General features: G+C 27.7%; 24 protein-coding genes. 13 read left to right on the forward strand and 11 right to left on the reverse strand.

Annotated elements, in window-relative coordinates:
• Both ACTTA5_RS00005 and ACTTA5_RS00010 read left to right on the forward strand, forming a co-directional pair.
• The coding region (locus tag ACTTA5_RS00005; protein WP_440646894.1) for a phosphotransferase at positions 1 to 489 on the forward strand (489 nt) is incomplete at its 5' end.
• Between the two features lie 3 nt (positions 490 to 492).
• Complete coding sequence (locus ACTTA5_RS00010; protein ID WP_440646896.1) at positions 493 to 1182, forward strand: sugar phosphate nucleotidyltransferase; 690 nt, start codon at positions 493 to 495, stop codon at positions 1180 to 1182.
• On the opposite strand, the gene ACTTA5_RS00015 is transcribed toward ACTTA5_RS00010, so the two are convergent.
• Complete coding sequence (locus ACTTA5_RS00015; protein WP_440646898.1) at positions 1160 to 1870, reverse strand: 2,3-bisphosphoglycerate-dependent phosphoglycerate mutase; 711 nt, start codon at positions 1868 to 1870, stop codon at positions 1160 to 1162. The genes ACTTA5_RS00010 and ACTTA5_RS00015 overlap by 23 nt on opposite strands.
• Positions 1871 to 1914: 44 nt before the next feature.
• On the opposite strand from ACTTA5_RS00015, the gene ACTTA5_RS00020 reads away from it, so the two are divergent.
• Positions 1915 to 2304 carry a hypothetical protein gene (locus tag ACTTA5_RS00020; RefSeq protein WP_440646900.1) on the forward strand — a complete coding sequence of 130 codons (390 nt, stop codon included), beginning with the start codon at positions 1915 to 1917 and terminating at the stop codon, positions 2302 to 2304.
• Positions 2291 to 2890 (forward strand): transglycosylase SLT domain-containing protein, encoded by a 600-nt coding sequence (locus ACTTA5_RS00025; protein ID WP_440646902.1) that lies wholly within the window; start codon positions 2291 to 2293, stop codon positions 2888 to 2890. The genes ACTTA5_RS00020 and ACTTA5_RS00025 overlap by 14 nt, the downstream gene beginning before the upstream one ends.
• Here ACTTA5_RS00025 and ACTTA5_RS00030 read toward each other — a convergent pair.
• Genes ACTTA5_RS00030 through msrA form a run of 4 tightly spaced genes read right to left on the reverse strand, consistent with a single transcriptional unit; the run spans position 2887 to position 8270 of the window.
• Positions 2887 to 6009 carry an efflux RND transporter permease subunit gene (locus tag ACTTA5_RS00030; protein ID WP_440646904.1) on the reverse strand — a complete coding sequence of 1041 codons (3123 nt, stop codon included), beginning with the start codon at positions 6007 to 6009 and terminating at the stop codon, positions 2887 to 2889. The genes ACTTA5_RS00025 and ACTTA5_RS00030 overlap by 4 nt on opposite strands.
• 4 nt (positions 6010 to 6013) lie before the next feature.
• A complete protein-coding gene (locus ACTTA5_RS00035; RefSeq protein ID WP_440646906.1) occupies positions 6014 to 7009 on the reverse strand; it encodes an efflux RND transporter periplasmic adaptor subunit in 996 nt (331 codons plus the stop codon).
• 3 nt (positions 7010 to 7012) lie between these two features.
• Entirely contained in the window at positions 7013 to 7825 is an 813-nt protein-coding gene (locus tag ACTTA5_RS00040; RefSeq protein ID WP_440646908.1) for a rhodanese-like domain-containing protein, read from the reverse strand.
• Position 7826: 1 nt separating this feature from the next.
• The gene (msrA, locus tag ACTTA5_RS00045) at positions 7827 to 8270 is read right to left on the reverse strand and encodes a peptide-methionine (S)-S-oxide reductase MsrA (RefSeq protein WP_440646910.1); all 444 of its coding nucleotides are present in this window, start codon (positions 8268 to 8270) and stop codon (positions 7827 to 7829) included.
• A gap of 33 nt (positions 8271 to 8303) precedes the next feature.
• Here msrA and ACTTA5_RS00050 point away from each other — a divergent pair, with 33 nt between their 5' ends.
• Positions 8304 to 9185 carry a DMT family transporter gene (locus ACTTA5_RS00050; RefSeq protein ID WP_440646912.1) on the forward strand — a complete coding sequence of 294 codons (882 nt, stop codon included), beginning with the start codon at positions 8304 to 8306 and terminating at the stop codon, positions 9183 to 9185.
• Positions 9178 to 9813, forward strand: a complete 636-nt coding sequence (locus ACTTA5_RS00055) for a DNA-3-methyladenine glycosylase family protein (protein ID WP_440646914.1) — start codon at positions 9178 to 9180, stop codon at positions 9811 to 9813. The genes ACTTA5_RS00050 and ACTTA5_RS00055 overlap by 8 nt, the downstream gene beginning before the upstream one ends.
• On the opposite strand, the gene ACTTA5_RS00060 is transcribed toward ACTTA5_RS00055, so the two are convergent.
• Positions 9800 to 10096, reverse strand: a complete 297-nt coding sequence (locus tag ACTTA5_RS00060; protein WP_440647124.1) for a DUF1330 domain-containing protein — start codon at positions 10094 to 10096, stop codon at positions 9800 to 9802. The genes ACTTA5_RS00055 and ACTTA5_RS00060 overlap by 14 nt on opposite strands.
• A gap of 43 nt (positions 10097 to 10139) precedes the next feature.
• On the opposite strand from ACTTA5_RS00060, the gene ACTTA5_RS00065 reads away from it, so the two are divergent.
• Positions 10140 to 10658 (forward strand): phosphoribosyltransferase, encoded by a 519-nt coding sequence (locus ACTTA5_RS00065; RefSeq protein WP_425304636.1) that lies wholly within the window; start codon positions 10140 to 10142, stop codon positions 10656 to 10658.
• 38 nt (positions 10659 to 10696) lie between these two features.
• Here ACTTA5_RS00065 and ACTTA5_RS00070 read toward each other — a convergent pair whose 3' ends face one another.
• The gene (locus ACTTA5_RS00070) at positions 10697 to 12007 is read right to left on the reverse strand and encodes an NCS2 family permease (RefSeq protein WP_440646917.1); all 1311 of its coding nucleotides are present in this window, start codon (positions 12005 to 12007) and stop codon (positions 10697 to 10699) included.
• A gap of 126 nt (positions 12008 to 12133) precedes the next feature.
• On the opposite strand from ACTTA5_RS00070, the gene ACTTA5_RS00075 reads away from it, so the two are divergent.
• Positions 12134 to 12439 (forward strand): hypothetical protein, encoded by a 306-nt coding sequence (locus tag ACTTA5_RS00075; protein WP_440646919.1) that lies wholly within the window; start codon positions 12134 to 12136, stop codon positions 12437 to 12439.
• 41 nt (positions 12440 to 12480) lie between these two features.
• On the opposite strand, the gene ACTTA5_RS00080 is transcribed toward ACTTA5_RS00075, so the two are convergent.
• Positions 12481 to 12927 (reverse strand): Hsp20 family protein, encoded by a 447-nt coding sequence (locus ACTTA5_RS00080; protein WP_075506460.1) that lies wholly within the window; start codon positions 12925 to 12927, stop codon positions 12481 to 12483.
• A 101-nt stretch (positions 12928 to 13028) separates the two neighbouring features.
• Positions 13029 to 15104 carry a S9 family peptidase gene (locus ACTTA5_RS00085; protein WP_440646921.1) on the reverse strand — a complete coding sequence of 692 codons (2076 nt, stop codon included), beginning with the start codon at positions 15102 to 15104 and terminating at the stop codon, positions 13029 to 13031.
• 16 nt (positions 15105 to 15120) lie between these two features.
• On the opposite strand from ACTTA5_RS00085, the gene ACTTA5_RS00090 reads away from it, so the two are divergent.
• Positions 15121 to 15621, forward strand: a complete 501-nt coding sequence (locus tag ACTTA5_RS00090; protein ID WP_440646922.1) for a J domain-containing protein — start codon at positions 15121 to 15123, stop codon at positions 15619 to 15621.
• On the opposite strand, the gene ACTTA5_RS00095 is transcribed toward ACTTA5_RS00090, so the two are convergent.
• The gene (locus ACTTA5_RS00095; protein WP_440646924.1) at positions 15618 to 16556 is read right to left on the reverse strand and encodes a glycosyltransferase family 9 protein; all 939 of its coding nucleotides are present in this window, start codon (positions 16554 to 16556) and stop codon (positions 15618 to 15620) included. The two genes, ACTTA5_RS00090 and ACTTA5_RS00095, sit on opposite strands and share 4 nt — an antisense overlap.
• Positions 16557 to 16644: 88 nt before the next feature.
• Here ACTTA5_RS00095 and ACTTA5_RS00100 point away from each other — a divergent pair, with 88 nt between their 5' ends.
• The 4 genes from ACTTA5_RS00100 to ACTTA5_RS00115 are packed head-to-tail and all read left to right on the forward strand — an operon-like array spanning position 16645 to position 20270.
• Positions 16645 to 17529, forward strand: a complete 885-nt coding sequence (locus ACTTA5_RS00100; RefSeq protein ID WP_440646926.1) for a dihydrodipicolinate synthase family protein — start codon at positions 16645 to 16647, stop codon at positions 17527 to 17529.
• Position 17530: 1 nt separating this feature from the next.
• Positions 17531 to 18721, forward strand: coding sequence for a class I SAM-dependent methyltransferase (locus tag ACTTA5_RS00105; protein ID WP_440646928.1), 1191 nt, complete (start codon positions 17531 to 17533; stop codon positions 18719 to 18721).
• A gap of 28 nt (positions 18722 to 18749) precedes the next feature.
• Positions 18750 to 19946 (forward strand): hypothetical protein, encoded by a 1197-nt coding sequence (locus ACTTA5_RS00110; RefSeq protein WP_440646930.1) that lies wholly within the window; start codon positions 18750 to 18752, stop codon positions 19944 to 19946.
• Positions 19947 to 19976: 30 nt separating this feature from the next.
• Entirely contained in the window at positions 19977 to 20270 is a 294-nt protein-coding gene (locus ACTTA5_RS00115; RefSeq protein ID WP_440646932.1) for a hypothetical protein, read from the forward strand.
• On the opposite strand, the gene ACTTA5_RS00120 is transcribed toward ACTTA5_RS00115, so the two are convergent.
• Complete coding sequence (locus tag ACTTA5_RS00120; RefSeq protein ID WP_440646934.1) at positions 20267 to 20614, reverse strand: DCC1-like thiol-disulfide oxidoreductase family protein; 348 nt, start codon at positions 20612 to 20614, stop codon at positions 20267 to 20269. The genes ACTTA5_RS00115 and ACTTA5_RS00120 overlap by 4 nt on opposite strands.
• Between the last annotated feature and the right edge of the window lie 32 nt (positions 20615 to 20646).

Raw genomic sequence — 20646 nt, forward strand, 5'->3', positions numbered from 1 at the left:
TCTTTATTCAAAAAAAAATTTAAAAACGAGATAAATAAATTATTATCTAAACTTAATAATAAAAACATTACTTTTGTACATAGGGATTTTCATGTTTCAAATTTAATGTATTTTAAAAATCAAATTAGCTTAATTGACAATCAAGACGCTCTTATTGGAAATAAAGCTTATGATTTAGCATCATTGATAGATGATGTTAGATTAAAAACTAATAACAAATTAAAAAAAAAAATTTTTGATTATTACATAAAAACCAATAAAAAAATTAATTTAATTAAATTTAAACAAGACTTTGAAATACTATCAGTTCTAAGAAATTTAAAAATCATTGGAATTTTCACAAGGCTTGCTTATAGAGATAATAAAAAAAAATATACTCAATTAATCCCTTATGCATGGGAAATGATAGATTACAGATTAAAACAGAATAAGATTTTTAAGGATTTAAAACTATTATTAAAAAATAATTTTCCAGAATTTATTAATTAAATTATGAAAATAAATACAGCTTTAATATTATGTGCAGGATATGGAAAAAGATTAAACCCAATAACATTAGATACACCCAAACCATTATTAGAGTTAAATAATGTAACAATGTTAGAAAAATGTATCCAATTGATTAAAAGATTGGGAATTAAAAAAATTTTAATAAATTCATTTTATTTAAAAGATCATTTTCCAAAATTTTTTAAAGATAACAATTTTGATATTGATATTGAAATTATAGAGGATGGAAATGAAATTCTAGATACTGGGGGTGGTATTTTAAATTTAATCAAGCATTCTAATGAAGATGATTTTATTGTTTTTAATCCTGATACTGTTTGGACAAAAGAGTATTTTGATGAAATTAATAAAATGGAAGAGTTCTATTTTAGTGAAAAACTAAAAAATATTCTTCTATTAGTAAACAAAAATTTAAGTTTTGATAAAAATTTAAAGGGCGATTTCAATTTAAAAAATAATATTATTACTAAGGAATTAGATAAAAATTATATTTACATCGGCTGTCAGATATTAAGTAAAAAATTGTTTAAAAATGAAACTAATGAAAAGTTTTCAATTTCTAAAATTTGGAACAAATTGATTGATACCAAAGATTTAAATGGATATGAAAGCAAACAAAATTTTTATCATTTAACTAACTTGGAAATCTTCAAAAAACTAAAAGATCTTTAGCTCTATCAGAGTCTAAATATTTAGCACTTAAAACTTTTCTATCTCCATTTACTTCAATGAGCAAAGGATTACCTGTTGGTATTTCTAATTTTGAAATTACATTATTATCCAAATTAAATAGGTACTTACAAAGAGCTCTAATTGAATTTCCATGTGCAGATATTAAAATATTTTTATTATTTATGATTTCAATTTTCTTTTTGTAAAAATCTATTACTCTCTCATAAGTGTCTTTTAGAGACTCTGTACTAGGTATTTTATCTTCAGGAATATTTTTATAAATTTCTATATTACATGGATGATATGGATTTTGTTTTTCTAGAGGATCAGGTCTTAAATCCCAAGACCTTCTAAACTGATGTACCTTATCTTCTCCCAATTTTATCTTCATTTCGTCTTTATTAAGACCAGTAAGTGCACCATAATGTCTTTCGTTTAGTTCCCATGCTTGAGTAGGATTCTTATCATCCTTTAATTCATTTTGGATAATTTTAAGCGTATTTTTGGCTCTTAATTGAACAGAAGAGAAATAAAGATCTATTTTTAGATTATATTTATTAATTAATTCACCCGCTTTTTTTGCTTCTGATTTACCGTTATCTGTTAAATCAACATCTACCCAACCAGTGAATTTTTTTTCCAGATTCCAAACACTTTGACCGTGTCTTACTAAGATTAAATAACTCATTTGTTTATCTTTTAGATTTATTTGATAATAAAACTTTTACATCAATGATTAATATATTTTCAAGATATAAGTTCATTTTTTATTTTTTTAACTTTGTAATAATTTTTCTGTATTTATTTCCTGGAAGTTTTTTAGGATGTTTTTTATATGATAATTGTCTAAAACAACCACAAATTACCCCAGATTTTTTGATTTCAACAAACCATTTGTATGCTTTTTTAATACTTTCTGTAGTGGGATTTTTTACTTTTAATAAAATAAAACAATTTAAAATAATAAGTATTTATTTGATTTTACTTTCTATAATTTTAGAATTTTTACATTTAGTAATTCCGGAAAGAAGTTTTCAATTTTCTGATTTATTTGGAAATTTAATTGGTGTTGTTATAGTTGTAATCATAAGCTTTTTTTTAAAAAAAAATGAAAAATATTAGAAGTATTTATATATTTATATTTATTTTATTTTTAAGTGGCTGTTCTTCTGTACCAAAAAATGTATCTGATGGTTGCTCAATATTTAATGAAAGATATTTGTGGTACAAGCACGCTAAAAAAACAGAAGCAAAGTGGGGTACACCAGTGTATTTACAACTAGCTATAATTAAGATGGAATCCAGCTTTGATTGGTTGGCAAAACCTCCAAGACAAAAAATATTTAAAGTTATCCCTTACAAAAGACCTTCCAGTTCTTTTGGATATTCGCAAGCAGTTAAAGGTACTTGGAAACAATATAAAAAAGAAACAGGAAATAAATTTGCAACAAGAACAAGATTTAAAGACAGTGTAGATTTTATTGGTTGGTATACAAACAAAACTGAGAAAATTTTAAAAGTTTCAAAGAAAGATGCTTTTAGACAATATGTTGCATACCATGAGGGGTGGGGGAATTACAAAAATTATAAAAAAAATAACAAGGTTATCAAATTAGCTAAAAGAGTTGAGAAACAGTCTGATATTTATAAAAAACAATTATCAGATTGTAAAAATAAATTAACTATAAGTAAGTATATTATTTTTTAATTTAATTGTTTTTTTAGCTCTATATCTACTGCATCAATACGCTTAGTATTTTTTGCTAATGCTAAATACATTGTAGGAGTTACATATAGAGTAAAGAATGTTGATATAATCATTCCACCTAAAATAGTTGCTCCAACTGCTAATCTTGATCCTTCTCCAGCACCAGGACCTATATTTCCGATAACCAAAGGTATCATAGCAATCATAGTACTTAGTGATGTCATTATAATAGGTCTAATTCTTAGCTTACAGGATTTCAACACTGCCTCTTGAATTTTAACACCTGTCGTTCTTATTTGATTGGCATAATCGACTATTAAAATACTATTCTTCGTAGAAATACCAATAAGAATGATTAAGGCAATTTGTGAGAATATATTTACTGAACTATTTAAAAATAAAATAAATACTAAACCACCAAATACAGCTAAAGGAACTGTCAAAATAATTATGAAAGGGTGTACAAAAGAGTTAAATGTTGCTGCCATTACCAAATAAGCAGTCAACAAGGCTAAAGCAAAAATTAAATAAATTTCGTTTGTAGTTTCTTTCAATTCTTCTGATTTTCCTTTCCAAGTAATTTGGTTTTGAGGCGCAACTTTTATCATTACATCTTCTAAATATTTAACAGCTTCAGTTAGTGTGTAATTTTCTGATAGTGCAGCTGAAATTGTAACAGCTCTTTGTCGATTATATCTTGGTAGTGCCTCTGCAGTTCCTTTTTCCTCAAATTCAACAAGACTAGCTATTGAAACTAATTTTCCAGTTGTTTCAGATCTTACAAATATTTTTGATAATCCATCTTGATCACGTCTATCAGCTAAATATTGTTGTAAGATTATTGGGTATTCTCTTCCTTCTTTACTAAATGAAGTAACTCTTTTTCCTCCATAAAGTGTCTCAAGAGTTCTACCTATATTTTCTGTAGATACACCTAGGTCATTAGCTCGATTTTTGTTTGTGATTAATTTAACTTCAGGTTTGTTTTTTGTGTAATCACTTTCAATTCTGAACATATTTCTATTTTTTCTTAATTCTCTTAGAACACTATTTTGAATATCTTCTAATTCTTCATAGCTTGTTCCATAAATAACCATCTGTACTGGTTTGTTGTAGTTTGAAACTCTTATTCCTTGTGGAGATATTGGAAATGCAAAAGTTTCTGGAACCGAAACCACTTGTCCAATAGCTTCTCTTAATACAGTTTGACTATTTTTTTCTCTATTTTTCCATTCATCAAGTAAAGCAATTATTATAAAAGTGTTATAAGACGTTGCAGATCTTCCAAACCCAGGAACTCTCATGATTAGTCTTTCATATGGGCTATCTTCTGCTTGCAATAATCTTAATATTCTTCCTTCAATTATCTGAGCCTTTTCTTGGGTATATTCAAATGAACTACCTTCATCTGTTGATCCTATTATTAAATAAGAACCTCTATCCTCCATAGGCAACAATTCTTTTTTTGAAAAATTAAAAAGATAAGCAGATGCTGCAATAATAAAAATTATAAATATCGAAATAGTTTTTTGTCTGTTTATCCAGTACTTAAGTGAATCAATATAAAATTCAGTAAAAGATTTAAATTTATTATTAAATTTTTTAACTAAGAAATTAACTTTTTCTTTTTTATTTAAAAACTTACTCCCAAGCATTGGAGACAGAGTTAATGCAACAAAGGATGATACTACAATTGAAAAAGACAATGCTATTGCGGTTTCTTTAAACAATGTTCCAGATATTCCTTTAATAAATATAAGGGGCAAGAACACTGCAATTAGAATTAAAGTAGTTGCAATAATAGCAAAAGTAATTTGTTTAGAACCTTTATAAGCAGCAACTAGTGGTGTTTCACCATTTTCTATTCTAGTATAAATAGCATCTGTCATAATTACAGAGTCATCAGTAATTATTCCTATTGCTAAAATAAAACTTAATAATACAAAAATATTTATAGAGAGATCAAAAATGTACAATCCAAGAAATGAACCAATTAAACTAACAGGAAGAGCTACAGCTGGTACAATTACCGCTTTAAGATTTCCAAGAAAAAGATAAATAATTAAAACCACCAAAACAAAAGCAATAATTAAACTTTTATAAACTTCTTCGATTGCAGCACCAATATATGTTGCTCTATTAAATGCTATCTCTAGACTTAGTCCATCTGGAAGTGATTTATTTAGTTCTTTTATTTTGGCTTTAATTTGGTTTGATAACTCTACTGTTGAAGCACCACTTTTAGCATATATGCCAATTCCTACAGTTTTTAAGTTGAGTGCATTTTTACTTTGTGCTTTGAATAGAGTTTTCTCTGAAACAGGTCCAAATTCTATATTTGCAACATCAGAAAGTATTACTACTTTGTCTTTATTTTTTCTAAGAGGAAGTTGCTTTATAGTATCTATTTTTGAATAAGACTTATCTATATTTAAAGTTAAATCTTTATTATTTGCCTCTAATGTACCAGCAGGAATATTAAGATTTTCATTTCTTAAAGCTCTCTCAACCTCTTGAATTGTAAGGTTATTGGCTGCTAATTTAATAGGGTCTATCCAAACTCTTACACTAAGCTCTCTTAGTCCACCAACTAAAATTCTTCCAACATTTGGAACACTTGAAAAAGCATCTATCAGATATCTTTCGGCATAATCTCCAAGATCAAGATCATCCCATGTAGGAGATGTCAGTGCTACCCACATTGTAGTTGTGAAACCTGCTGCTTGTTTTAGAATTTGGGGTGGATTAGACTCGCTAGGTAAATTGTCAACAACACGAGCAACTCTTTCTCTAATATCATTCGCTGCATCGTCTAAATCAATATCTGTATTAAATTGTATATTAATTCTACTTCGTCCATTCAAAGAACTAGAGTCTATGTTTTTAATACCTTCTGCACCACCTATAACATCTTCAAGTTTTTGAGTTATTTCTTCATCAACAATTTCTGCTGATGCTGATTTATAATCTGTTTGAACTTGAACTACTGGAGGCTGTATTCCATCTGGAAGCTCTCGAACTGGTAGCTCTGCAAAAACAAATATTCCAAAAATAATTAGAATTAAAGACATTACCCAAGCAACAACAGGTCGTTTAATACTAACTTCGGTTATATACATTTAATTATTTTTTTTCTTTTTCAGATTTTTTAAAAATATTTTTTAACCAATCAAATTTACCTTTTTTTTCCTCAGCTTTTTTGGATCCCTTTTTTTTACCCCAACCAGAATTTCCTTGTTTTTTCTTTGCACCTTTTTCTATGGGTCTTATGGTTAAATTTGGTCTAACTTTTTTTGTACCCTCAGCAACAATTTTATCTCCTTTATTTAATCCATCTAAAATTTCTACAAATCCTAAATATCTATCACCTACAGTTACGTTTGTTTTCATTACTTTATTTTTCTCATCCACTTTATATATAAAAATGTTTTCACCTTCGACTATTGTGCTTGTATCGGGTGCACTTAAACCATCTCTAACATTGTATTTAATTGAAATTTCCAAAAATGAACCTGGTAAAATTTCTCCAAATTTATTATCCATTTTAATTCTTGTGGCTAATGATCTGGTGTCTTGACTTATTCTGCTTGCAAAAGAGTCAACTTCACCTTTATAAATTTTATTTTTGTATCCTGAAAACTTTATATCAACAGGTAAACCAACTTTTATAAATGGAACAAAAATTTCTGGTATATCCACATCACAATATAGTGAGCTAGTATCTTCTAAATTAATTAATAGAGAAGATTTTGATACCTCTAAATCTTCAGAAAATTCTCTTTTTCCAATAACCCCATCAAATTGAGCAATAATTTTTCTATTCTTAAGATTAGCAACAACATCGCCTTTTTTAACTTTTTTATTAAAATCTATTGGCTTTAATATCTCATACTTTTCAACCTTAAATGACTGAGTTTTAACTGGTGCTGCTGTTCCGTATGTACTTATAACATTTTCAAAAGTTCTCTCTTGTGTTGTGGTTACTATTATTCCAGGAGGAGGTCTTTTACTAAATTTTTTCTTGAAATGATTTCCAATCATTGTTCTACCAATAATCACTATGGCAATAATTAAAAAGAAGATGACGATTATACTCGTGATTTTAGTTGATGTTTTCATAATTTAAATTTTTCCATATTCTGACCAAGATCCGTCATAAATGGTTGGGAGATATTTAGTATTAACTAAAGAATATGCAAGCGCTAAAACACAAGCAGTAACACCAGATCCACAAGAAAAAACTAAATTTTCCTCAAAATTTTTTGATATTTTTTGAAATAATTTATTTAAATCCTCTTTATTTTTAAAAGTCTTATTTTCATTTATTACCTCTACAAAAGGTAAACATACCGAATTTGGAATAGAACCACTTCTTACATTTTTTCTTGGATCTGGAGCTTTACCTTCAAATCTTTCTCTACTTCGCGCATCTACTACCTTGAATTCTTTTTTAGAAATATTTTGATCAATTAAGACTTTATTTTTTACAAGTTTAGTTAATTCATTACCCTCATAATTAGATTTATTTAAATTTGCTGAAATGTTTGATGTTTCTTTATTTTCGCTCTTCCATTTTTTAAAACCACCATCAAGAACATTAACCAATTTTGGATCATGACCAAAATAAATGAAATTATACCAACCTCTGCATGAACTTATGACATTTGAATTATCATAAATTATAATTTGATCATCATTTGAAATTCCTAAGTCTGAAATTATTTCATTCCAAGTCACTAAGCTTGGAAGCATATGAGGAAGGTCTGTATCTTGTTTTGAATTTTTATCTAAATCAAAAAAAATAGCATTTGGGATATGCTCTTTATCAAATTCATCTTGAGCATTTCTATTTTCAGCAGGCATATGCCAAGAACAATCAATTATCTTCACTTTGTCGATATTTTTCTCTAGCCAATCTGTATCAACCAATGACATACTATCTTTTTTCTAGATACTTTTGGTGATACTCTTCTGCAACACAATAGTTTTTAGTTAATGAAATTTTTGTTACTACTTTGCCAGATAGTTTAATATTTTCTTTTTCTACCATCTTTTCAGCAATATTTTTTTGATCATCGTTTGTATAAAAAATTTCACTTCTATACTGAGTACCAAAGTCAGGCCCTTGAGAATTTAACGTAGTGGGATCATGAAATTTAAAAAAATGTTCAAGAATATTTTCGTAAGAAATTATATTTGGATCAAATTCTAACTTAACTACTTCAGCATGATTGGTTGTACCAGAACAAACTTCTTTATAATTTGTTTTGTCAGAGTTACCTCCACAATATCCTACTTCTGTCTTTGTAACTCCATCAAGTTTGCTGAACTTTATTTCTGGACCCCAAAAACATCCCAAACCTAAAATTGCTATTTCCATTGATAAATACCTTAATTAATCTAAGTTAATCACATGCTGTCAAAAAATCAATTGGGCTTTTTTTATATGTTTATATCTGTATGCGCTTTCTCGCTAATGGATTTAATTGTTAAATGGTCTGATGATTATCCAGTTGGGCAAGTTTTGTTTTTTAGAGGCTTTTGTGGAATAATCCCAATTTTATTCCTTATACCTAAAGATCGGTATTTTGATTTCTATAAAACAACGCGACCTGTGCTTCATTTTAAAAGATGTTTAGCAGGACTTATAGCTTTAGTTTCTATATTTGTTGCACTTAGAAATTTACCTTTAGCGACCGTTGTAAGTATTTCTTTTGCTGCACCAATTTTTATTACAATTTTTTCAATTTTTTTATTAAATGAAAAGGTAGGTTTGTATAGATGGATGGCAGTTTTAGTTGGATTTTTAGGAATAATATTTATTACAGAGCCAGGATTTAGTGCTTTAAATGTGTACTATATTTATCCAATTATTTTTTGTTTAGGTCTTTCCTATGTAGCAATTGCTATAAGAAAATTATCATCAACCGAACCTGCCTGGTTGATTAGTTTTTTTTTTTCATTCTCGATAATGCTTCTAAGCTTTTTATCGTTTTATCAGGGATGGATCTTGCCAAGTCTAGTTGATTTATTTTTGCTATCAATGGTTGGTATATTAGGTGGTCTTGCAAATTTATGGCTATCACAATCATATAAATATTCAGAAGTTAGTTTGGTTTCTCCCTTAAAATATCTTGGATTAGTTTTTGCAATAATATTTGGATATTTTATTTGGAATGAAATACCAACTTCTAAAACTTTATTAGGTGCTTTATTAGTTATTGTTTCATCTATAATTATATTTAGAAGAGAAATGTATTTGAAAAAAAAACTATCTGTATCACGTCATGAGTAAAACCCCATCATATTGGAATAAAGCAAAAAAGTATTTATCAAAAAAAGATAAAACAATGTCTTTTTTGATTAAAAAATATAAGTCACCATCAGAAACTGTTCTTACGTCAAGGCGAGATGTTTTCTTTTCTCTTTGTAAAAGTATAATTGGTCAACAAATTAGTGTAGCTGCTGCTAACTCAGTTTTTTTAAAGTTTAAAAAAAAGTGTAAAAACAAAATTAATGCAAAAACAGTGAATAAATTATCAAGCTCTCAATTAAAGAGCTGTGGATTAAGCAGACAAAAAGTTAAGGGTATAAAAAGTTTAGCAGAACAAGTATTAAATAAAACATTTAATCCTAAAGTTATTCCAGGTATGTCTGATGAAGAAGCAATTATTTATTTATCTAAACTAAGACAAATAGGAAGATGGTCTGCTGAAATGATTTTATTATTTACTTATAATCGTCCCGATATATGGCCTGTACAAGATATAGGACTTCTAAGAGCTATATCAAAAAATTATAATAAAAAATATCTTCCACCAGAAAGCTATGTAAAATTATTAAAAAAAAGATTTTCCCCCTATTGCTCTGTAGCAACATGGTATCTTTGGAGAAGTATAGATCCTGAGCCTATTCAATATTAAAAGCCTCGACTATCTGCAAGTTTCTTTCGGTAGTATCTTTTGCGATTGCCCAACCTTCTTGATATTCTTTAGAGTCATGACACTCCATAGCTTTTTCATAACTAGGAAATTCCCAAATTACTGTTCTTGGGTAAGTTTCTCCCTCTAAAGTATTAAATTTTCCTCCTCTTACTAATGGTATGCCTCCATAACTTTTGATTATATCTGTAACTTTAGCTCCATATTTTTTAATATTTTCTTGGCTATCTATCTTTTTATACAAAGCAATCCAGTAAACCTTCATCATTTCTCCTTTTTAAATTTTTTTACTTATGATACTAAACTTCATGGCTGATAAACTCATAATCTCTTTTGATGAATATATAAAAATTGTTGAGAAACTGGCAATACAAATTCACAAGGAATACAAACCTACGGTTTTAATTGGTATTATGAGAGGTGCTGCACCAATTCTTGATATCTTATCGAGGATTTTAAAATTACCAATAGCCTACATTGTTATTCAAAGTTATTCAGGCGAAGGAATGGAAGATAAGCAAGGTGAACTTATGTTTGCTAGAGAAATAAGCTCATTAGCTAATAACGAAGATTTTAGTAAAGTTTTATTGATAGATGATCTTTCTGATACTGGTTTAACTTTAAATAAAAGTATTGAGTGGTTAAAAAATTATCCTCAAACAAAAAATTTTATAAAAGAAGTTAAAACTGCTTGTCTTTGGAAAAAAAAATCATCAACTTTTGAACCAGATTTCTGTCCCGTAAGATTAGATTCTGACCCATGGATTGTTCAGCCAACTGAGCATTACGAAGAATTATCTATTGAAGAATTAATTAAAAGAAATTAGTTTACAGGGCTAGTTTACTAGCCCTGTTAAGATCTTATTTAACTTACAGCAAAACTTACAACACTAAGTATTGCAACTACCCATATTGCTGGAGAAGTGCTTGAAAACTTTCCAGTAAATATTTTAATTAATGCGTAAGAAACAAATGCCAGGGCAATTCCATTACTAATACTGTATGTTAACGGCATTGCTATCATTGCAAGTATTGCAGGAGCAGACTCAGAAATATCGTTCCACTCAATATCTGTAATATTTCTTACAAAAAGAACAGACACAAAAAGTAGAGCTGCACCATCAATTTGTTTAGGTAAACTAGTTGCTAAAGGAGCAAAAAAGATACACGCTAAAAACAAAATACCTATTACAAGAGATGTCATTCCTGTTTTACCACCTGCTTTTACACCAGCACCAGACTCAACATAACTTGTTACAGTAGTAGTTCCCATCACTGCACCCGCAACTGTTCCAACACTGTCAGATAACATTGCTTTATTGATATCTTGAACTTTTCCATCTTTACCAACTTTACCCGCAACGTTTGCAACAGAAGTTAAAGTTCCAGCCGTGTCAAAGAAGTCGATAAACAATAAAGTAAAGATTACTGTAGACATACTAGCAGTCATTGCAGCAGACAGATCAAACTCAAAAAGATATGTCATTGGAGGAGGTGAGCTAGCTAAACCATTAAATTTGGCAAGGCCAGCAGCCCAAGCAATAATACTAAATACCAAAATTCCTATAATGATATTTCCTTTTACATTCATTTTTTCTAAAACAATTATTGCTATAAAAGTTGCACATCCTAAAAGAACCAAAGGATCGCTAAGATTTCCAAGTTTAACTAAAGTTACAGGATCATCCACAACTACTTCCATAATTTGAAGTCCTATAATTGCTAAAAACAATCCTATGCCTGCACCAATTCCTAATTTTAAACTTTTTGGAATTGAGTTAATCAGCCATGCTCTTATTGGTGTTAAAGATATTATTAAGAATAATACACCAGCAACTAATACTGCACCAAGTGCTTCTTGAGGTGAGTATCCCATGCCTGCACATACTCCGAATGCAACGAATGCGTTAATACCCATTCCGGGCGCAAGTCCTATTGGCCAAGTTTTTCCATAAAAAGCCATAATAAAACATGCTAAAGCTGTGGCTAAAATCGTAGCTGTGTAAACTGCGCCGAAATCAAAGAAACCTTTTTCGGGTCCAGCGAATTCTCCCGATAAGATAAATGGATTTAAAAACATTATATAAGCCATCGTCAAGAACGTTGTAGTTCCCGCTATGACTTCTGTTTTAAAATCTGTTTTGTGTTTTTTATAATTAAAATAATTATCAAGCATTTGTCCTCCTAATGTCAGATAAATATTTGATTCTGTTGAATAATACTTTGAATAAGTCACTTTTATTCACAAAATTCAACTCACAAGTTTATATTTATGCCATAATTGTAATGATAATGTTCTTATATGAAAAATTTGAGAACTTTGTTCATTACATTTGTTATCTTTTTATTTGTTTCAGGATGTCAAACAGTAAAGCAAAAAACTGATGCTGCTATTGAAAAAGAAAATAAAAATTTAAGTGAATTTATTGGTCAATCAGCCAGTAAACTACAAATGGAACTTGGAAAACCTGATGAAGATTTTGAAAATGAAAAAGGTAATTTTATTTTTGTTTACAATACCAAGAAGTATGGATTTCCATGTGAAAGAAGATTTGAAATAGATCCAGATAAAATTGTAATTGGATTTGCTTCTAACGGATGTTTTTGAATTTTACCTGCGAGGATAAATCCTCGCAAGTAAGGGTAAACTTATTTAATTTCTATAAGTTTTTTCTTTTTGTGTTCTGGGATAATTCTTTCACAAGATATTGTTAAAAGACCATCTTTAAGTTCAGCACCATTAACTTTTACATCATCAGCAATAGTGAATGATCTTGCAAATTGTCTTTGAGAAATACCTTTATGAATTATTTCTCCATTAACTTCATTGTTTTCAGATTTATTAACTTGTTTTGTTCTTACAGTTAATAAATTATCTTCAAACTCAACTTCAACATCATTTTTATTAAAACCAGCTAATGCAACTTCTATTGCATAGTTATCCTTACCAGTCTTTCTGATATTGTATGGGGGGTAGTTTGATTGCATTGTCAAACCTCCATTGCCCAACATACTTTCAAATTGCTCAAACATATCGTCAAAGCCAATTGAAAAAGGTCTTAATGAGTTAAATATAGATAGATCCTTACTTGTCATAATATTCTCCTTTTTTAAGCAAGTTTATTTTATGCAAGCCCCATAAGGCGACTTACTTTGTATATTTAGGTATGATTAAAAAGATTTCAATATCTGAAAAATTAAATTTTTTCTGAAATTTTTAATGCAAATGCGTAGTCGAGTGCAATTTCTTCTATTGCTCCATCTCTACCAGATTTTCCTCCATGACCTGCATTCATTTCTGTTTTGAGAAGTAATAAATTATTATCAGTTTTATAGTCTCTAAGTTTAGCTGTAAATTTTGCAGGTTCATCAAACAAAACCCTGTTATCACTTAAACTAGTTGTTATTAGCATATGAGGATAACCCATTTTTTTTATATTATTATATGGAGCATATGAAAATATATAATCGAAGTGCTCCTTGTTTTCTTTCGCATTTCCAAATTCATCAAATTCACCAACTGTGAGTGGCAAAGAGTGATCAAGATTTGTCGTTAAAGAGTCTACAAAGGGAACAGCCATAATTATACCTAAAAATAATTCAGGAGATTTATTTACAACTGCACCCATTAACAAGCCACCTGCAGATCCACCCATTCCAATTATTTTACCGTTTGAAGTATAGTTGTTTTCAATCAAATATTTTGCAGCAAAAATATAATCTTCAAATGTATTTTTTTTGTTTGTTAGTTTTCCTTCCTTCCACCATTTCATTCCTTTTTCCATTCCACCTCTTATGTGAGCAGTCGCCCAAATAATATCTCTATTTATTAAGCTAAGTCTTGTTGAAGAAAAACCAGGACTCATTGAACTACCATAAGATCCATATCCATATAATAATAAATTCGCTGTTCCGTCTATTTTTGTATTTTTGTGTCTTGTAATTGTGAGTGGAACCATTCTTCCATCATGAGATTCATACTCTATTCTTTCAACTATATAATTATCTCTGTCATGTCCCGATGGTATTTCTTGTTCTTTAACAAATGTTTTAGATTTGGTTTTCAAATTATATTTGTAAACTCTTGAAGGCGTTTTAGGTGAAGAATATGAGACATAAACTTCATCTGTATCTCTATTTCTTTGTGTTAACGAAATCCCAGGTACATACACACTTTCATCAGAAAAAATTAATTCCTCTTCTTTGTTTGTCAAAGTGTTGATAACAAATAATTTATCCAAAGCCTCTGATGTTTCTGATCTAATTATCCAGTTTGTTAAAAATGTACAGCCACCAATTAATACTTCTTTTTTTGGAGCAATGAATGACTTCCAGTTTTGATTTTCTAAACTTTCTGAAATATCTATTTTAAAATCTTCTGCATCTTTATTTGTATGATTATAAAATTTTCCATTCCATGAGTTTACAGAATAAAGAATTCCCTTTTCTCGTTTAATTATTAATTTTGGATTTGGTTTTTCTTCGTTTACAGAAAAATAATATTGTTCTGAAGTATTGTGATCAGAAGTATTAATAAAATAATATTTCTCATCAGAACTTAATCCAATACTAACGGTAAAAGCTTCACTTTTTTCATCAAAGATTAATTCGTCTTCATTTTCAAAATCTCCAATTTTATGTCTGAAAATTTTTCTGGCCCTATGATTTTCATCTAACTTTGAATAAAAAATATATTTATCATCCAAGCTAAATATTATGCTTCCTGAAGTTTCTTTGATTTCTTTTGAAATTATATTGTTTGTCTTAATGTTTCTTATGTAGATTGTGTAATATTCCGAACCTTTAGTATCTAATGAGTATCCAAGATATTGATCATTATTACTAACTTCTAAATCACCTACACCAAAATATTCAACATTCAATTTTTCTTTTTCTTTGTCTCCATTCCAAATTTCTTCAACTTCAGAGGAACCAATTTTTTTTCTTAATTTTATAGAGTAATTACCTTTGGCAGTAGTTTTAGTCCAATATTCAAAGGTATGATCTTTGAAGGACAAGCTTTCATCTTCTAATTTTATTCTTCCTTTTATTTCATCAAATAATCTCTTTTGGGCATCTTTTGTATTTTTTAGATGATATTCGGTATAATCATTTTCATCTTCTAAATATTTTTTAACCTCAGGAAGGAGTTTGGTTTTATCTTGCAGAACTTCTAAAATATTTTCTTGATGTATCCAGCTATAATTATCTTCCCATTCAGTATTGTGACAAGATTTTAACTCTGGTTTTTTTTTAAGATATGGTACTTTCATTATTAATTGGAAATATATGAATTTTATTATTTATACATTATTAATAGTAGCTGGTTTATATTTTTTATTAAGGCTTTTCACTCGTGTTGCGTCAAAAAAAATTTCTAAAGGTTTAAGAGTATTTTTATTTATAATTTTAATTATTTTTGCAGTTTTGTTTGCAATTGGAGGTAAATTTTTACTCACATTGCCATTTACTCTTGCGAGTCTTGCTCTTTTAAAATTGAAAGGTATGTCTATTTTTCAATTAATTTCACTATATAGATTGATCAAAACTTTGAGAAATTCAGGACGATTCTCTTTTAATAATACTGCTTCAAATTTAAATACGATGTCTACTGAAGAAGCATACCGTATACTCAATTTAAATCCTTCGAAAAATTTAACTAAAGAAGATGTAAACAAGGCATACATAAAAATACAAAAAAAAATTCATCCAGATATTTCTCCTGAAACTTCTAGGTTATCTACTTTAGTAAATGAGGCTAAAGAAATTGTTCTTAATGATATTAGCTAATTTTTTAATTTATTTATAGTTTCAATTACTTTTTCCACAGAAATAAGGTTTGGGTCTGCATTTGTACCATGTGTTATTTCCTCAATATTGTACCCATCAGGCACTAATCTAAAATGGTTTTTGCTATAATCAGTGTAAGCTTTTGGAGCATCTAATAAAAATACAATACTTTTTTTACCTGATTGAGAAATTACATGAGAGCCAAAAGAGTCGTTACCTACGTACATGTCTGAAGCACACAAATAGGGTAAAACATCGTAAATTTTTTTATCACTTAATGTCATAAAATTATCATTTTCTAAATTTGAAGTAATTTCATTTTCAATTTCTTTTTCATTTGGACCACATAAAATTAAAAAAAAATATTTTCCTATTTTATTTAAATTGTTTACTAAATTAGAAAAATTTTTTGAACCCCATCTTGTTGTTGGTCCAGAAGATCCCACACCAAGCACTATTTTAAAATAATCATTTTTTATTTCTGATTTAATTTTGTCTAATCTTTCTTTTTTAATGTAAAATTTTGTCTCTGTTGGAGAATTTGTGATATTTAGTGTTTTTTCGGTAAATAATTTAGCTGTCTTAATTAAATGCAAATTCTTTTTTTTATAAAATTTATAAGAATAAATATTTTTTATACCTGCAATTTTTGCTGCAAGATATATTCTTAAACTTGGGTAAAAAATTAATAAATTTTCAAAATTAAATTTTCTTAAAATTTTACCAAGTTTAAATATGTCAAAAAATTTTTTAGTAAATTTATCTAAGTAAAATACATTTTCAATTAATGGATCATCAGCCAATGCTTCTTTTAAATTTTTACAAAGTGTAATAATTGTAACTGGCCCATATTTTTTTGCTACCTGATGGCAGTATGCGAGATGTATTAAATTCGCACCTAGTCCTGAATAGCTTAAATATATTCCTGTTTTCATAGAGAATTATACATTTTTTTAATCAGTTTTTTTCCAAGAACATTTTTATTCATTTTTTTTTGAATTATTATATTCTTTTAAAAAATATATGAGTTTATTAAAAGGTATTTATGCTGCATCAATGTCTGTGTTAAATGAAGATTTGACATTAAATATTGATAAAACAATTGAGCATTCTGAAATGGTTATAGAAAATGGTTGTCATGGGGCTGCAATTTTTGGAAGTACAGGACAAGCTCAGCTGATACCAGTTTCTGAAAAAATTAAACTTCTAAATAAAATATCAACTAATAAATACAAAGATAATTTTATTATTGGTACAGGGCTAAATTCTTTAGGAGAAATAATAAATTTAATGAGAGTTGCAAATTCATTAAATTTAGAAAAATTTTTAATTATGCCGCCTGCATTTTATAAATATAGTGATGAAGATGTTTTTAAATTTTACTCTAAAATCGTAGAGGCAATTCCAAACGCTAAGATTATATTATATAATTTTGAAAAACTTTGTGGATATAAATTCAGTGTAGAATGTGTTGAAAAACTAGCCAAAAATTTTCCAGATCAGATAGTAGGTGTTAAGGACAGTTCATATAATCTTTTTGAAAATTTAAAGATAGATAATTTTTCTGTTATGCCAGGTTCTGAATCTAAATTATTAAAAGGACTAGAATTAGGTTGTTCGGGAATAATTACAGCAACATGTAACGCAACATCAAAACTTGCTCGAAAAGTATATGATGATTTTAAGGAAGGAAAAGAACAAGAAGTTAATACCAATTTATGTGATGTAAGAGAGACATTTGAAAAATATAATTTAATTTCTGGATTACATACTTTTTATAAACATAAAGACAGTGCATACAAAAATTTACTTCCACCTTTAAGAATTTTAAATAAAGATGAAGAAAGTGATCTTCTAAATAATTTAGAAAAATTTAATTTTTCTTTAAAATCATCAATGGCAGCTTAAAATGCAGTTAGCAAGGTTCTTGAACAGTGTTTTTAAGAAAGATGGTTTTATTTTAGTCGATGCAAACTCAAAAAATTATATCATTGGAAATCCTGAAAGAGAGGATCCTATAAAAGTTAAAATACTAAATAAAAATCTTCATTATAAACTTTTACTTCATCCAGATCTTTATTTTGGAGAAGCTTATACAGATGGAGAAATAGTAATTGAAAATGGAAGTCTCACAGATTTTTTAGATTTATCTTTGATGAATTTTGGAAGAGGTGAATTAAATTTTTTTAGCTATTTAATTAATAGATTAAGAGGATCATATAGATATCTAACAAATTTCAATTTTATTAAAAAATCCAAAATGAATGTCTCACATCATTATGATATTAAAGATGATCTTTATGATTTATTTTTAGATCCCAAAAGACAATATTCATGTGCTTACTTTAAAAATGAAAATGATACTTTAGAGATTGCTCAAAATAATAAAATTCAACATATAATTAAGAAATTAAATATAAAACCAAATCAAAAAGTATTAGATATTGGATGTGGATGGGGCTCTCTAGCTATTGACATTGCAAAATCAGCAAACTGTGAAGTAACTGGAATCACACTATCAGAAAATCAATTAAAATATTGTAAACAAAAAGCCAAAGAACTTAATTTAGAAAATCAATTAACATTTAAATTAATGGATTATAGGGAACTTGATGAAAAATTTGATAGGGTTGTAAGTGTTGGGATGTTTGAGCACGTTGGAAGAAAGTTTTATAAAAAATTTTTCTCACAAGTTGAAAAACTTCTTAAAGACGATGGAGTTTCATTAATTCATACTATTGGATCAGTAAATCCTCCAAGAGATCCTCATCCATGGATTACAAAATACATATTTCCAGGTGGCTACACACCAAGTTTAAGTGAAGTAACTACTCCAATTGAAAAAGCAGGCTTAATCGTTGCTGATATCGAGGTATTAAGAATGCATTATTCTCACACATTAAGAAATTGGAAAGAAAATTGCCTAAAGAACAAAGATAAAATTATTAATATGTTTGATGAGCGTTTTTTTAGAATGTGGGAATTTTATTTAGCAGGTTGTGAAATGGCTTTTAAATGGGGGGACCAAGTTGTATATCAATTTCAACTTACAAAAAACTATACTTCAACACCTGTTACAAGAGACTATATTTATCAATAATTTATTGATAAATAATTAATTCCTTTAAATGAAAAAAATAAAAAAAAAACAAAGTAAATCTGTCAAAAAAAGTAAAAAAAAATCTCAGCTAAAATCTAAAAAATCAAAAAAAATTTCTAAAGTTAAAAAAACAAAACCTAAAATTCATAAAAAAAACAAAACTAAAAATAAAAAAAAAAATAATTTAAAGGTTAAAAGAAAAAAAATAATTATTAAAAAACCTAAAGAAAAAAATTTCCTTTTAAAAATAATTAATTTTCAAAATTCACTTAAACCTGAATTTAAATTCAGAATAAACATTAACATAGAAAAATATATCCAAGCATTTTTTGATAAAATATCCAAAACAATTAATGATTATAAAGTTCTTAAAAAAGATGAGCAGAGAAGAATAAAACTTGAAAAACAAGAACAAGAAAGACAGGAAAAACTAGCCTTACAACAAGAGAAGCAGAAAGAACAAGAATTAAAATTAAAGCTTAATGAACAAGTATTAAAGGAAGAGATTAGATTAGAAAAACAAAGAACAAAAGAAATTAAGTTATTTTTAAGAAAAGAGCAGGCATTATTAAGAATTGAACAAGCTGAAAAGCAAAAGAAATTTTTACAACAACTAAAATTAGAAAAGCAGATCGAAAAATTTAGAGTAAGAGAAGTTAAAGAATTAGAAAAATTAGAAAAAATATCATTAAAAGAAAAGAGAGAAGATTATGCAGGACTTCAACAGAGAATTGAAAAGTTAAAAGAAAAATATCGAATTATCAGAGATCAAAAAATAAGAGAGAGAGTAGAGGCTTTAGGAGTTAAAATTCAAGGTGATGAAGATAGAGAAACATTATTAAGGAAAGAAAAAGAATATACTTTAGCAAGGCAAAAAATTGAGTTTGCTCTTGAAAGTTTTTATAGAAGCGCCAGCAGTTTAGTTTTTCAATTAAATAAAAGACACATCACAAGACATATGTCTATTTTTCGATGTATCGATAGAAGATTTGAAACAGGTGAAATATTTGTTAAGTGGGATGAAGCTCCTGATGAGGAGTGGTTATTATTAATTTATATTAAAAATAATTCTCCTGACGAAGGTATAGTCATTGAAGATAAAACCAATCCTGAGAAAAATATCTCTCATGAATTTAAAAATAATGAAATATTTAAAGCTTCTGACACTATGGTTGACTCTTTAACTCAATTAATTGCAAGAAAAAGATCAAAAAATAACAATTAATTATTTTATTTAATTTAAGTATTATTAGTTATGTTTTATGGAATAATTACAATGGTAATTCTATATGTGCTGCTAAGTTATATACTTGCTTGGATCAGATTCTTTAATAGTCAGGACGAGAGGTTAGGACAATCAACTTGGAGATGGAGTTATGATTATGAAGTTGATGGAGAAAGAGATATATCAGATTTGGACGACAAAAATTTTGTAAGATTAAGAAGAAAAAGAAATAAAATTATTACTCTAATGTATTCTGTAGTTTTAATTATGTTTATTCTTTCAATGTCTTTATTGAGTCAAATTTTGATATTTTTTCTTAATTAATTTTTTAATTGTTTTTTATTTTTTAAATACAAAAAATACGCAACTATTTCATATCCATATTTAAAAATTGTAAAGATGATAGGAAGTTTGAAAAAACTATATAAAAATTTATATTTTGGTATTCTCTTCCATACATAAAGAAAAGCTTCTGCACCTTCAATTACTTGATCGTTTTCTTTAATGTGCAATTTTCTTAAAAGTTCTTTGTCATTTTTGGAAGTTTCTTTTTCTGCTTTTTTGTTATTCGTAATATCTATCCAATCAATATCTTCAATATTTTCTTTTTTATACATATTGATTTCTGATCTGCAGATTTTGCAAGAGTTATTAAAATAAACTTTCATAGAAAATTATATTAACTTTAAAATTAAGTATG

Origin of the sequence: Candidatus Pelagibacter sp. HIMB1521 (assembly GCF_052047875.1) — a bacterium.
GTDB lineage: Bacteria > Pseudomonadota > Alphaproteobacteria > Pelagibacterales > Pelagibacteraceae > Pelagibacter.

What these genes read in the sequence shown, in the direction of transcription:
- ACTTA5_RS00115 (WP_440646932.1), top strand. Translation starts at nt 19,977, where the DNA reads ATGTTTTATGGAATAATTACAATGGTAATTCTATATGTGCTGCTAAGT.
- ACTTA5_RS00120 (WP_440646934.1), bottom strand. Translation starts at nt 20,614, where the DNA reads ATGAAAGTTTATTTTAATAACTCTTGCAAAATCTGCAGATCAGAAATC.
- ACTTA5_RS00075 (WP_440646919.1), top strand. Translation starts at nt 12,134, where the DNA reads ATGAAAAATTTGAGAACTTTGTTCATTACATTTGTTATCTTTTTATTT.
- ACTTA5_RS00055 (WP_440646914.1), top strand. Translation starts at nt 9,178, where the DNA reads ATGAGTAAAACCCCATCATATTGGAATAAAGCAAAAAAGTATTTATCA.
- ACTTA5_RS00070 (WP_440646917.1), bottom strand. Translation starts at nt 12,007, where the DNA reads ATGCTTGATAATTATTTTAATTATAAAAAACACAAAACAGATTTTAAA.
- ACTTA5_RS00100 (WP_440646926.1), top strand. Translation starts at nt 16,645, where the DNA reads ATGAGTTTATTAAAAGGTATTTATGCTGCATCAATGTCTGTGTTAAAT.
- ACTTA5_RS00040 (WP_440646908.1), bottom strand. Translation starts at nt 7,825, where the DNA reads ATGTCATTGGTTGATACAGATTGGCTAGAGAAAAATATCGACAAAGTG.
- ACTTA5_RS00085 (WP_440646921.1), bottom strand. Translation starts at nt 15,104, where the DNA reads ATGAAAGTACCATATCTTAAAAAAAAACCAGAGTTAAAATCTTGTCAC.
- ACTTA5_RS00050 (WP_440646912.1), top strand. Translation starts at nt 8,304, where the DNA reads ATGCTGTCAAAAAATCAATTGGGCTTTTTTTATATGTTTATATCTGTA.
- ACTTA5_RS00060 (WP_440647124.1), bottom strand. Translation starts at nt 10,096, where the DNA reads ATGAAGGTTTACTGGATTGCTTTGTATAAAAAGATAGATAGCCAAGAA.
- ACTTA5_RS00035 (WP_440646906.1), bottom strand. Translation starts at nt 7,009, where the DNA reads ATGAAAACATCAACTAAAATCACGAGTATAATCGTCATCTTCTTTTTA.
- ACTTA5_RS00025 (WP_440646902.1), top strand. Translation starts at nt 2,291, where the DNA reads ATGAAAAATATTAGAAGTATTTATATATTTATATTTATTTTATTTTTA.
- ACTTA5_RS00015 (WP_440646898.1), bottom strand. Translation starts at nt 1,870, where the DNA reads ATGAGTTATTTAATCTTAGTAAGACACGGTCAAAGTGTTTGGAATCTG.
- msrA (WP_440646910.1), bottom strand. Translation starts at nt 8,270, where the DNA reads ATGGAAATAGCAATTTTAGGTTTGGGATGTTTTTGGGGTCCAGAAATA.
- ACTTA5_RS00090 (WP_440646922.1), top strand. Translation starts at nt 15,121, where the DNA reads ATGAATTTTATTATTTATACATTATTAATAGTAGCTGGTTTATATTTT.
- ACTTA5_RS00065 (WP_425304636.1), top strand. Translation starts at nt 10,140, where the DNA reads ATGGCTGATAAACTCATAATCTCTTTTGATGAATATATAAAAATTGTT.
- ACTTA5_RS00020 (WP_440646900.1), top strand. Translation starts at nt 1,915, where the DNA reads ATGATTAATATATTTTCAAGATATAAGTTCATTTTTTATTTTTTTAAC.
- ACTTA5_RS00030 (WP_440646904.1), bottom strand. Translation starts at nt 6,009, where the DNA reads ATGTATATAACCGAAGTTAGTATTAAACGACCTGTTGTTGCTTGGGTA.
- ACTTA5_RS00110 (WP_440646930.1), top strand. Translation starts at nt 18,750, where the DNA reads ATGAAAAAAATAAAAAAAAAACAAAGTAAATCTGTCAAAAAAAGTAAA.
- ACTTA5_RS00080 (WP_075506460.1), bottom strand. Translation starts at nt 12,927, where the DNA reads ATGACAAGTAAGGATCTATCTATATTTAACTCATTAAGACCTTTTTCA.
- ACTTA5_RS00095 (WP_440646924.1), bottom strand. Translation starts at nt 16,556, where the DNA reads ATGAAAACAGGAATATATTTAAGCTATTCAGGACTAGGTGCGAATTTA.
- ACTTA5_RS00010 (WP_440646896.1), top strand. Translation starts at nt 493, where the DNA reads ATGAAAATAAATACAGCTTTAATATTATGTGCAGGATATGGAAAAAGA.
- ACTTA5_RS00105 (WP_440646928.1), top strand. Translation starts at nt 17,531, where the DNA reads ATGCAGTTAGCAAGGTTCTTGAACAGTGTTTTTAAGAAAGATGGTTTT.